A 12,117-nucleotide genomic window follows, 5' to 3' on the forward strand; every position below is an offset into this window, starting at 1 on the left:
GGAGTTGTACACGGGACGGCGTGGGTGGTGCGAGGACGATGACGGAGTGCGCGGGGTGCGCCTGTACCTGTCCGTGCACGAGAAGAACCAGCACGCCCGGCGTCGTACGAAGGCGGTGCCACCCACACCTCGCCAAGAGGGCTCAGCTCCCGAGCCCATGGGGGCGGGCGGTGGTGAGGCGCCCTTGGACATGAGCGACCTGGCCGCAGTGGTGCGTCAGTGGCAGGCACTGCGGCAACCCGTGGCCTGACCTCGCACAGAAGGATCCAGGGCTGTTCCCTTCCAGGGGTGGCCCTGTTTCAATGCCCTGGTTCGCCTGCACCGGGCTGGTAGGGGTATGGGGTCTGTCGGGGTCTTCGACCGAGGCGGTTGTGGTCTAAGCGGGGCCTGACTGGTTCATCGTTGTTTGCATTCGATTCTCTGAAAAGCATTATATGGACAAAGATATGTTCTCAGGTGTGAGGAATCGCGGCGCGGAGCGAGTGTGAGGCCTCGGATTCTCCTGGTGCGGTGCGGTGCGGTGCGTGTGCGCGAAGGCGTGCTGTTCGACTCCGGTATGGTGCGGTGGATCGAGCGAGGGATAAAGGAATGATCGGTGAATCAGAGGAAGCCATTCCTGTGCCTTCCCTCTCTCCTGGGGGTGGGGAGGGGGTGAAAACAGGGGCTCCTGTGACTACGCCTGTGACTACGCCCATCGCCCTACCTATGACTACGCCTGTGACTATGCCTGTGCCTACGCCAGCGCCCCCAGTGGCACGATCGGGCTGAAAACTCTCATCCTTGCAGGTCAGGGCATGTTTGAGCGTGACTCACGGGGCCAGACTTATACCCAGTGGGTACTCAACTTCACGTAGGGGGCGGCGGCCCCGGCCTACTGGCGGATCGGCCCACCGGCTGACCCGCCCCCGTTCTTTCGCTCTGACCTGACCATCATCTCCCACTCCTCTCCATTCATCTTCACTTATAAAAAAGTTATTCACTGATCTTATTAATGCTATTGTTCTGGGATCTCGTGGACCGTTCGAGATTCATGGGTTCTTCAGCGGTGTGATCGCTCGGGTGAGCGCCGGGCATGCCAGCGCCGTAGCCGCATGGTCTGGTGCGCTGTTGTGAGGTGCGCGGGCAGCAGTGGTGGAGGTGGGCCATGGCTGAGGAGTCGCAGACGGATCCGATGCGTGGTGGTACGAGTCTGGTCGGGAAGGTCGTGGCGTTAGCAGAGCAGGTGTTCGAGCTTGCTGGGAGCCTCGCCGTTCGAGGTCTGCTGGGGCCGCTGGTGTCGTTCTGCTGGCGTGTCCTCTCCGACGTGTGCGGGTCGAGGTGTCGAAGTCCTGGGGCGGGAGCGGTTCTCGATACGGGAGAAGAACTTAAGAGTGCGTACGGGTGCTCGGGGTGAGGGGTGAGTACGGGACGTGGGTGGCGCTTCGTGTCCGGGGTCGTGGTCGCCGGGCTCGGGGTTGGGGTGGGGTGCCGGGCTGGGTGGTTCCCGTCCTGTTCGGATCGTGGGGCGGTGTGGGGCCACCAGTGCCCCGCTGTCGCCCCGAACACCCCGGCCCCGGCATCAGGGCCGTCCCTGCGGCCAGCGCCCCCGCGGGGCCGGTGGTGGCCACGGCCAGCGAAAAGGGCATAACGCCCGTATCGGGTGGTGCGGGGGTGGAAAGGCCCGGTGGGGGTGTTGGTCAAGGCGCTTGAGCGTCAGGGCGAGTTCGAGTGTGGGTGTTGGGTCCTCGCGCTGTGTGGGCTTGCCTGGAAGGTGTTGGCCGCGGGCTCGGCTGTGCAGGTGGCCTCGGGCGGGTTGGGCCGCCTCATCACGTACTTCACACAGCACACCTGCCAGAGCGTGTTTTCCGCATGCGACGACGACGGAGGCTGGGGTCACTGCCGCGCTGTTACGCGGTGTGGCGGCTCCGGTTGAGGTGAGCAACCTGGCCCCGGTGCGGTAGCCGGTTCAGGGGAGCACACCAGGAGCACCACAGGGCCGCTGACCTCAAGTGGGGATGCGGGTTCACCCGTTCTGGCCTGGGGTTTCCTCGCGCCCGGGGCCGGTGGACCATCGGATCAAAGGTCCGATGGCTGAGTCACTCTTCAGGCAGTTCGTTTAGCCAGTGTTGTAGGAGCTGCTCGCTGACCTTCGCATCGGGGTGCTCGGGCCCGAGCACACCTGCTTGGTCACGCACCAGGGAGGAAAGAAGATCGATCTGACAGGGGGTCGAGGGGCGACGCGTTGAGCTGGTCGGGGCACTCTCACCCTTGCCGGGGACGCTTCAACACATACCGAGACCCGATCCTCGCGTTGGGCGATGAGTCGATTCCCACCAACTCCCACCCCTGCCCACCCAACTCGTTGAGTTTGTGCTGCGGGTTGTGGATCTTCTCCAACACCAAATACTCCCAGCCCTGCGGGGCCGCGTGAGTGCGGACGAGTGTGGGTGCGGCCGGGGCCTGTTGCTGGTACCCCTGCGAGGGCTGCGGGGCTGGGGGTGGTACTGCACGTGCTCCTCGTGTTCCTGCCACACCCGCCTGGAGGGGGCACCTGTGGCTGTAGGCGACGACTCCTCGCAACGGTACTGGCCGCACGGGCCACAAGCACTCCGGTTGGTTCCATCTGATGGCCAGCGGACGGGTGAACAGCACCCGCAGGCAGGACCTCCCCCGAACTGGGAGTCGGAGATCCGGCCCAGCACTTTGGCTCGTGTCGCCTGGCCGCGCTTCCCCAGGCACTGGCCCTCGCACCTTCACGGGAACACCGGCTTCGACTCGACCTGCCCGGCCGGGAACCCCGGTACGGCATTATCAACCCGACCCAGCTCGAATACAACCCGGACAGCGGCACCGCCCAACTGCCGACCGTCCTGGACCCGCTGCCCCTGGACGTCGTGTTGGCCAGGGCGTGGGCTGACGACCTGTTCGGCACTACCCCGAGGAGCCCACCCGCACCGACACCGTCACCATGGACGGCCGCCTCACCCTCGACACCTACATCGGCACGTACACCCTCGGGGACGGCCACCTCACCATCCCCCGCAGGCGACCGTTGACCGGTTGCTGCCGGGCTCCATCGGCCCCGCGATCGCCCAACTGTTGCGGGCAGCCGCGGACAGCCTGAATGCTCTTCACGAGGAACGCACGCAAGTTCTCGCCCTACCCCCAGGAGACAACATGTTTCGTGCCGGGTGTGATGGAGGCTCTGGCATGTCCTGAGTTTGGTGGAGCCGTGTTTCTGGATTCTCAGGCCGCGGTGCTCGATTTCTTGTTCTCAAACTCTACGGGTGTCAGCCAGCCGATCGCCGAGTGCCGGCGTTGGCGGTTGTGGAAGCTCTCCAGGTACTCAAAGATCGCGTTGGCCAACTCCATCCGGGTCCGCCACCTGAGCCGATCCAAGAGTTCGACCTGCGTGCGCGACCAGAACGACTCGATGACCGCGTTGTCGTAACAGTTCCCGATCGAGCCCATCGAGGGCACCAACCCGGACTCCTTGGCCCCCGGCTGGAACCGGGCGGTCTCCGAGGAGTGACAGGTGTGGCAGAGACCGCGACCGTATGAGGGGTCGTTGGGGTCCAACCCCATGGCGATCAACGTCTTACGGTCCAGCGGCCAGTGGTCGGCTTCCTCGGCCTCGGCCTTCTTGCAGATGCGGAACTGGCGATCACGCTTGAGCACGCCGGGCCAACCGTGTCCGGTGGGCGTGCCCGTACCCCTGCGCTGTGGAGTGGCCACGGCGTTGTCTCAGGTCGCGGTTGGATCGGGTTCGGCAGTCGGGACAGGTGAGTTTGCCGGGGCGGGCCTTCCCTCGGCAGCCGGGGGTTTTGCATGGTTGTCCAGGGCGAGCAGAGATTCGGCCACCTCCACACAACCGCTGCTGCGGTACCGACGTCTTACTAGGTAGGGACCAACTCGGGGGTGGAGGGCCATGTGGAGACGCAAGAAGATCGAACATCTCGAAAAGTGGAATCAGTACGCTGAAGCGGGGTGCTACGACGAGGGGGCTTGGTGCGAGCACCGAGAAACCGCGCGTACTAAGAAGCAAGCTGATGTAGCGAGATATCTTTCCCGTGGAATGAAGAAGACCGCCCAAAAGGTCGAGGGTGGCGACTACGACATTCTGTATCTCGCCGAGTGTGAGAAAGCGGATCTCAAAACGTACCGCAACAGGATGGGCAAGGTCACCGAGTGGCGAGAAGAGGTAACTGGGGAGAAGTTCTATCCTGACTATTTACCTGATAGTCAAATTCGGATGATGGAAGGGCGCCCCTCCAAGGCTTCAGAAGAAAGCGAGCGCAAAACGCAAGAGCGCATAGCAAGGATGCAGCAGAAGAGCAAGGAACGCAGCCAACGAGCGAATGAACGACTAGAAGCGGCTAAAGCGATTTGGCGCAGGAAGCCAAAAAACTGAACGTCCGGCCACAGCGACCGCACTCCCTGCTGACACTGCCACGAGTAGCCGACTACGAAGCAAGGTAGTCCAGGGCGAACCCGACGAAGAACAACGGCACCGCGACGAGTCGTCCATGACCACTCCCCTGCCTCCGATGTGGAGGCCCACCAGCGAAGCGGAACTCAAGGCAGCCCTGAGGAACGGTGCCTTCACCGAATCCCACTACCGGGACGCTAAGAGCTCATCTCATTTGGATTCTCGATAGCCTGGACCGGTGTCGATGGTTGAGCGTTTGGTGCCGGACGGACTGTGGGAGCTGTTTCAGCGGGTGGCGCCCGAGGCGCCCACCCGGCCTCAAGGTGGTGGGCGGCGCAGACACGGAGACCGTGAGGTGTTGGCCGTGGTCATCTTTGTGTCGACCACCGGCTGCACTTGGGCTCAGTTCCCACCGGTCTTCGGCCCCTCCGGGCCTACCGCGCACTGGCGTTTCGCCGAGTGGAGTCGGGCCCGTGTGTGGGCGAAGCTGCACCGCCTGGTCCTGGACGAACTCGGCTCCCGTGGTGAGCTGGACTGGTCGCGGTGTGCGGTCGACTCGGTGAACATGCGTGCTCTCAAAGGGGGACCTGACAGGTCCCAATCCTGTCGATCGGGGCAAGATGGGTGCCAAGATCCACTTGATCACCGATCGGGCCGGGCTTCCGATTTCCATGGCGATCTCGGGTGCGAACCTGCATGACAGCCAAGCGCTGCGACAGCTGATTCGCGCGATACCGCCTATCAGGTCCAGGCGAGGCCGCAGGCGGCGCAAACCCGGCAAGCTCCACGGCGACAAGGGTTACGACTACAACCACCTGCGCCGATGGCTGCGTGAACGCGGGATCGTCCATCGCCTGGCCCGCAAGGGCGTGGAGTCCTCGAAGCGGTTGGGGCGGCACCGTTGGCAGGTCGAGCGCACCATGTGGCCTGGCTAGCCGGATGCCGCCGGCTGCACCGCCGTTATGAGCGCAAGGCTGAGCACTTCCTCGCGTTCTCCGGCATCGCCCGCACGTTGATTTGCTTCCGCAGACTCACCAAATGAGATGAGTTCTTAGGGGGGAAACGGCCGTATACGGCCGCGGTCCTGGATAGTGGCAGCCTCTCGGCAGGGCCACCGTGAAGTGACGGCAAGGGCTTGGCAGGTAGACATGAGCTCCGGATCACGCGTGGAGGGTCATGCGATGGCAAAACACTCCGCGCGGCCCCACGCCTACCAGCTTCCCTGGGCTCCCAAATTCCACAGCGGGAAGCCAATCGGATCAAAGGTCCCCTGGTTCCCTTTATGGGATCACTCAGTTTGTTTAGGGGTGCGCTAGCGCTGGCCTGTCTGAGCTGTCGAAGTCCATGCCAAGAGGCCAGTCCAGTACATCGGCTAGCTGATGGAAGATAGCTCTGGCCGCTTTGTGCGCATCCCTTCGGCTGTCGCCATAGACGTCGATCGCGTAGTTGTAACCGGGATACTCGTCTGCTTGCTCGAGATCAACGATTCGTCCGTCGAGCAGCGTCATCTCGTATGTGACGCCGTCGAAGCGCGCAGGCTTGGTGTCCAGCCACGACGAAAGATGGTGTGCTACGGCATCAAGGTCTTCGGAGGTGGCCAGCATGATGGAGACGGAGTACGCCATCCTTCCCCCTCTAAGGCCAGTGCAAAGAGTAGTCGTTACCTAACAGGAGGATGCCCTCGATGCAGGGACGATACTGATTTCCTCTCAAGGCCCTGGCTAAACCTGCCTCAGCGTCTTCTGGTGACAGTATGACGGCTCGGGCATCGATCACGATCCTGCTGGACTGCTTACACCCCTTGCGGATCGCTTGCCTGACGGTGCTTACGGTTCCTTGCTCCAGTGTCTTGAACTCAGCAGTCACGTGGTGGCTACTGAGGACGCAGTCGGGTGTCTTTCTCGTGCGGGTCGTATCTACGGATACGACCGGGCATAAGTGTTGCTGGAAGTATCTGGCAATACGATTTTCTACTGTATCAAAGTACTCCCAAGCAGTACCAATCAAATTTGCCTCCACAAGATCGTCTACGGAGGCTCGATTGTGGGCGCAGTGCGCAGAGATCGTCGGCTCAGGGAGGTCTAGATTCTGGAGCAGATTCCCAGGCTTTGGAGGATACGAATCACACACTGATTCCGCCCTTCATGAACTTCCGTAGCCAAGAGCTCCGCTACACGGCTGATAGCAGATAGTTGGAGTCCGCCCCCCATCACCTGTCGAAGTCGAACCCACAAAGATCATCCATCGTGGGGATGAGGATCTCGTTTGCATCACGGTAACCCCAGCCTTGCGAGGAAGCATCCGCAACAACCTGGTCAGAGGGAGTCGTCCCGAAGTACATGCACAGGTCGTATTGTTCCGAATCGCTCAGGCTGTTGAAATTTTCGCGCAATGATTTTTCCTCGTTAGGCATCCAGTCATGCCCGTAGGCCAGATACAGTACGATGACAATTCCCAGGAACAATACGACGAGACCGATGCCCGCATGGTATTCCTTAATGAATTGGATCATTCTGTGACTTCCTGCTGTTCGAGGATGGTCCACTGAATCGGAGCGAACCTGATTAGCTGGTTGATTGCTGCCGCGCCTGATTCAGTCTCAATGACAGCAACTACTGTTCTCGTGTCTCCTTCAAGGATCGGCGCCGGACGACTCCCGGTCAAGCGCTCTCAAATTTGGTTCGGCTCAAGAGTCCAAGAAGCCTGAATCTGTCGAGTATTCCCCGGCTTGCGTAAAGGAGTTTTTGGCAGTCATGTCCCTTGGGGTGATGTAACTCCCTACGTGCACAGCGTCTCCACTGCGCAGTGGAGGACCTGGTCAAAGCGTTGAGAGCCGATGGGGGATCTTGAAGTCCGGAATTTCGCTGATCTGCGCCGAACTGGACGAGGTGGTTGAGGCCTTCGCCGAACGGCCGCTGGACCGTGAGGCAGTGCGCACTCATCTGGACACGGTCGCGTCCATGCTCGGGCATCAGTTCCCCCAGGTGGAACAGATGCTGACTGAGGCAGCGGGAGCTGGAAGGGGATCTGTCGACCAATCCTCTGGAGCGATTGAACCGGGAGGTCAGACGTTGGGCAGACATGTTTTGGGGAACGGCCGTGTCCGGCCGTGGACGGTGAGAGGGTCCTGAGGGCGGCGCCGCCCGTCCTGGGGCGGGTGTGGGGCGCTGATGGGCGGACACGGGCCGCCCCGGCGCGGGCCGTAGGGTCACGGTTCGGCAAAGTGCTCCGGGAGGTCGACCCCTACCTGCACCCACCTTGTACTGGGGAGCACACCAGGAGCACACATGGCACCCATACGCGGCGAGGACCTCGTTCGAGGTCCTCGCGCACCCCGTCTGACCTGGGGTTTTGTGGCGCACCCGGCAGGATTCGAACCTGCGGCCATCGGATTAGAAGTCCGGTGCCCGGGTATCGCCACGTGTCACTTCGTACTGCTGTGTCCCGCGCCATCCGAATTCGGATGGCGTTCTGTGCTGCGTCGTGCCGCCCTGTGGCGTCCCGGTCCAAAACTGCGGAGCACGAACGGAGCACACATGAGTGGTTGGTGGCGTCCGATGGCACCTCGCGAGGTCGCCGCGCGAGCACTACTCTCGTGTTAGAGGAACCGGTCCCGGTTGCTCTCGGCTTCGACACGGACCAGGGCGACGAACCTCTTGTGGATCTCCTGGGTGTAGGCCTCCCACTCCTCTTGGTCGACTTCATCATCGTCCGGGCCACTCTCGGGGAGGTCGATCGGCCCACCGAAAGCCTCGTCGAGCTGGTCTGCGTATTCGTGGAAGAGCGTTGCGCATCCTTCGATCCCGGCGAGGAGGTCCTCCAAAAGGTCCGGAGCGGGCCGGATTGGATCTAGCGGGGTGGTGCGGACCGAAGCCAGTAGCGCATGCCGCAGATTGGGGTCGTCGCTGTGCTGCTGCGCCATCTCCTCGGCCTCGGTGAAACGTTCCCTGAGCTCGTCAGGATCGGGAATTGTGCCTTCGGCCGCCATCATTGCCTCGCCGATGAGGCTCGTGACGATCTCATAGGGGCGGAGCCCGGCTTCCATCATGGTTAGTACATGGGTGGGGGTTTGGTGGGGGAGCGCATGGATGTTGTCGGACTCCACGACGATGTCGGCCGCGGGCAGGTCGCACACTTCGGAGGTTATGTCGGCGGCTGCCTGGAGCCAGTGCGCTGCGGCTACCGCGGCAGCGGCGGGGTCCACTTCGGTGAATAGTTTTTCGCCCCCGAGGGGATGGGTGTGTAGGAGTCGGTCGGCTGCCTCGACCTGCACGGGGGAGGCCCCGGCTCGGCTCAGCGCGATTGCTTGGATGGCGCGGCCGGACAGGTCACCGCGTTCGGCTTGTTCGATAGCGGTTAGCTCGGCTTTGACCTCGGTGGAGATCGCAGCGGTCAGGCTGGGGTCGTTGATGGTGTGCAGGGCCCGGCCGACACGGTGGGCTTGTTCCTGCGAGGGGACGTAGGACTGGATGATCCTTCCGTTGGAGGGCAGGTTCGGGTCAGTGATGGCGCTGGGAACGGAGGCGAGGTTGTCGCGTTCGTGTTGGCGTCGCCAGCCTTCGCCGTTGGGTTCGGTGCTGTGGGCCGCCGCGGGGGGATAGGTGTAGGTGCGCCACAGTATGTGGGAGAGGTCGGTGAGTTTCCGTGCCAGTGCTTGGGCTTGGCCGGGAACGGTGGTTGGAGGCAGGGGCGCGAGGGTTGCGGCGACGTCTCCTGAGCCTGTGGGCCAGGACACGATCAGCGCGTTGTGGTGGGGGTCGAATGCGTAGCGGCTCACCGGTCGTTCCCTTTCGTGCACGGTGGGGTTCGGACACCGATGCTGCCATCTGTCGGTGACAGGAAGGAGCCCTCTGCGTAGGGGATTGTCGAGTGAGTGATTTCCTTCCACCGTAGGGCTGCCGCTGTATTTCGACCCCTCAGGGCCACAACGGCGGCAAGATGAGGGTGTCGCCTCAAAGCCGCTCAGCTCCACTTTCTCTGGGCGACCAGTGCTCCGCGATCGCCGAGGTGAACGGCGAGCGCGGAGCTGAGAGAATGTCAGGTCGCCTCATAGGGGGCGTGACCGGGCGAGTCACGGTGATTTCTCATCCTGCGGTTTGGCGTCGTTTAGGGATGGCCCTCGGTACTCAGGATGAACTCGGTCGACTGCTCCAGCGACGTGGAGGGGGTACGGATGGCGGGTACGCCAATCCCAGGCCGCTGACTGGTGGCATAGCTGTGCTGCGAGGGTCGCCAGTTCCTCTTCCGAACGCCCTCCGCTGTTGGCGACGAGGAACTGAACCGCGGTGAAGCCGTGCCAGTCCTTCTTCAGGTGAGCGCGACGGTCCTCGTCGGGGAGGGTGAAGCGGGTGTAGACACCGCCAGCACGGCCGTCAGCACCGAACCCCTGGTAGGTGCGTGAGGCTTGGGCGATGTACCAGGTCGTGACACCGGTACTGGATGTGCGGTGGTAGAGGTAGTCCTGAGGGTTCGCCGGCCGCCTGAGGTTCTCTCGGCTGCGAGCGGTGTTCTCAACTGGGTCAGGCACCTCGCCGTAGGAGGTGTTGACCGAAACCACCGAGATCGACCTTCCGTTCCTACGCAGAGGGTCACCGGGGAGAGCCCCCTGTTTGAGAGATTGATGTTGCAATCCAGGCCAGATAGTTCGGCATGCCTCGGCGTCGACAAAGATGATCAGAGGGCGGTTCGTCGGTAGGGTGCGCAGCGCCGCCTCGACTTGGTCGCTTACTTTCTTGGCACCTTCCTCATGGCGCGCGTGGCCATCCTGGCCGATGGGCCCTTGCCCGAAGACAGCCTCAGCTTTGGCCTGGGGCAGCCAATCGTTGGTGTTCGGGTCATATGTCGTTGTTCGCCAGGGGATCTCTGGATCCGGGCTGGTGTGCACAGCGGTGAGGACCTCGACCATCTGTGTCTGATTGGCTCCCCGCGGGGTACGGGAGCTCTTGCGCTGTTGGCGCAGGTGGATACCGACCAGGATTGCGTTGTCGTCCAACCGAACCGCCTCGGACAGGCGGTGGTCGATGGCGCCTAGGCGAAAGAGCAGGTCACGTGGTGCGTTGATCGCGGGGTGATCCGTTTTCTCGCGATTACTGGTGGTCTCAGAGGTGTCGGTGTTTGATTCAGCGCCGGTGGTTTCGGTGGGCTCCTCCTGCTTGGGCTTGGGAGGGTCTTTGCGGGCGAGGAACTGGGAGACGACGCCCGCGCTGTAGAGGCTGCGTCGCAGGTCTCGCTTGTGGTCGTGGGGGGTGGTCTTGTCCTCGCGCTGCTTCTTGGTGGGCTTGGGCGTCCACACCGTCTCGACCAGGGCCCCGGTGAGCATGTCGTCGCGGAAGAGCTCGTGGAGAGGGGCCAACTCGTTGTTCCATACGACCGGCTTGGGAGAGTCGATCGCTGGTACGCGGCGGAAGTGGACGTAGAGGTTTTCCGAGAGCTCGTGGTCGGTGCGATCAGCGCACTCTACTGGTCGGTCGGGTGTTGGGGTGTAGGCGGTGAGTGCCGTGCTGACGCGCTTTCGCGTGAAACCCTCGCTGTAGAGCACGAGGATGCGGATCTTCTCGTGGCCTGTGGCTCGGATCGCGTGCTTGATGTCCTCTGGACGTAGCTGCCCAGTCAAGGGGCGGACGAGCTTCTTCTTCGAGGCGGCGGTGAAGACCACGGGCGTGATACGTGGACGCTTGACGGTGTCGGTGATGTGCTCGGAAAGCGTCTTGATGAAGCGCGTCCCCACTCCCTTGCCGATGGGATATTCCTGAGGTCCGGGTAGGAGCACGCGACCTGAACCGCCTAGGACCGCAAGTTCCTCGTTGGTGGGAAGGCCGATCAGTTCCAGCCCGCACTCCTGGACGATCTCGGCGGCGAAGTTGCGTGGATACGCCTCCCAGTGCGGTTTGCCTTCCCCGTCTGGAGCCTTGAGGGGGCGATGGCCCACAGGGAGTCGTAGCAAGGCCTGCTTACCCCGGTCGAGCACGACGGTGCGGGTACGGGCCCAGTGGGTGGCCAGCCGGGTGAACGTCGGAATGACGTGGACGGCGAAGAGTGGCTCCCCTGGCAGCGTGATGATGCGAAAGTCCAGCTTGTGCATTGCGAAGCCCACGCGTTTGGGGCGCAAGGTTTCGTTATGTGTCGGCAGATCCCATGACCACAGGCTGCCTTGGGTGTCCATCCTCCAGGCGACGTTAACCGCCTTCCCCTCTGTGCTGAGGGTGAGAGGTTTTCGAGCGAGGCGTTGAGCGAAAGACCAAGTGGCGACGTGGTAGAACCACCCGGGGGCAACGGGCCTGCCTTCCTTCGACCCCCGGACGAAGGACGCGAGTTCGTAGCGCTCGATGGCGGCTTCGCCCAAGAGAGGAGCCAACGTGTTGGCGTCATCTCCTTTACGCACCAAGCGTTCCCAGGTACGGACCGCACTGGCCATCAACCGAGAGTCGATGGGGTCAGTGGTGATCGCGACCATCGGGGTGATCTCGTCCGTGTCAACGTGGTGATAAGTGTCGGGCATCAGCACCACCGGTTGACCGGTGACCGCGCTCAGCGCTGAGGCTAGACCAGCATAGGGCGGCCGTTTGAAACGTTTCTTGGCTCCGTTGTCGGAGTCACTGTAGCCAGGGAGCCGCTGCCACGCGGCGGAAAAGTCTCGGCTAAGAGGGTAGGCGGTCACGGCCCCCAGACCGGTATGGGGGAAGAGATAGGCCAACGTGGTGATCATCGAA

Annotated in this window: 7 protein-coding genes and 1 pseudogene; 2 read left to right on the forward strand and 6 right to left on the reverse strand. The window is 62.6% G+C overall.

Annotated elements, in window-relative coordinates; genetic code table 11:
• Window positions 1-3,225 precede the first annotated feature (3,225 nt).
• A complete protein-coding gene (locus AC0VYD_RS06575) occupies window positions 3,226-3,657 on the reverse strand; it encodes an integrase core domain-containing protein (RefSeq protein ID WP_475479061.1) in 432 nt (143 codons plus the stop codon).
• 250 nt (window positions 3,658-3,907) lie between these two features.
• Between AC0VYD_RS06575 and AC0VYD_RS06580 the strand changes: the two genes are divergently transcribed.
• Both AC0VYD_RS06580 and AC0VYD_RS06585 read left to right on the forward strand, forming a co-directional pair.
• Window positions 3,908-4,390, forward strand: coding sequence for a hypothetical protein (locus AC0VYD_RS06580; RefSeq protein ID WP_475479062.1), 483 nt, complete (start codon window positions 3,908-3,910; stop codon window positions 4,388-4,390).
• 262 nt (window positions 4,391-4,652) lie between these two features.
• A pseudogene (locus AC0VYD_RS06585) lies at window positions 4,653-5,450 on the forward strand (IS5 family transposase).
• A 259-nt stretch (window positions 5,451-5,709) separates the two neighbouring features.
• Here AC0VYD_RS06585 and AC0VYD_RS06590 read toward each other — a convergent pair.
• The 5 genes from AC0VYD_RS06590 to AC0VYD_RS06610 all read right to left on the reverse strand — a co-directional run bounded on the left by AC0VYD_RS06590 (window position 5,710) and on the right by AC0VYD_RS06610 (window position 12,113).
• A complete protein-coding gene (locus AC0VYD_RS06590) occupies window positions 5,710-6,033 on the reverse strand; it encodes a hypothetical protein (RefSeq protein ID WP_475479063.1) in 324 nt (107 codons plus the stop codon).
• 10 nt (window positions 6,034-6,043) lie between these two features.
• Entirely contained in the window at window positions 6,044-6,538 is a 495-nt protein-coding gene (locus tag AC0VYD_RS06595) for a CdiA C-terminal domain-containing protein (RefSeq protein ID WP_475479064.1), read from the reverse strand.
• A 79-nt stretch (window positions 6,539-6,617) separates the two neighbouring features.
• Window positions 6,618-6,920 carry a hypothetical protein gene (locus AC0VYD_RS06600; protein ID WP_475479065.1) on the reverse strand — a complete coding sequence of 101 codons (303 nt, stop codon included), beginning with the start codon at window positions 6,918-6,920 and terminating at the stop codon, window positions 6,618-6,620.
• 1,086 nt (window positions 6,921-8,006) lie between these two features.
• Window positions 8,007-9,185 (reverse strand): hypothetical protein, encoded by a 1,179-nt coding sequence (locus AC0VYD_RS06605; RefSeq protein WP_475479066.1) that lies wholly within the window; start codon window positions 9,183-9,185, stop codon window positions 8,007-8,009.
• A gap of 294 nt (window positions 9,186-9,479) precedes the next feature.
• Entirely contained in the window at window positions 9,480-12,113 is a 2,634-nt protein-coding gene (locus tag AC0VYD_RS06610; RefSeq protein WP_475479067.1) for an RNaseH domain-containing protein, read from the reverse strand.
• Window positions 12,114-12,117: the final 4 nt, after the last annotated feature.

Source organism: Nocardiopsis sp. iso_40, from assembly GCF_056173285.1.

Coding starts and splice junctions, on each gene's coding strand:
- AC0VYD_RS06580 (WP_475479062.1), top strand. CDS start 3,908: ATGTGGAGACGCAAGAAGATCGAACATCTCGAAAAGTGGAATCAGTAC.
- AC0VYD_RS06590 (WP_475479063.1), bottom strand. CDS start 6,033: ATGGCGTACTCCGTCTCCATCATGCTGGCCACCTCCGAAGACCTTGAT.
- AC0VYD_RS06600 (WP_475479065.1), bottom strand. CDS start 6,920: ATGATCCAATTCATTAAGGAATACCATGCGGGCATCGGTCTCGTCGTA.
- AC0VYD_RS06610 (WP_475479067.1), bottom strand. CDS start 12,113: ATGATCACCACGTTGGCCTATCTCTTCCCCCATACCGGTCTGGGGGCC.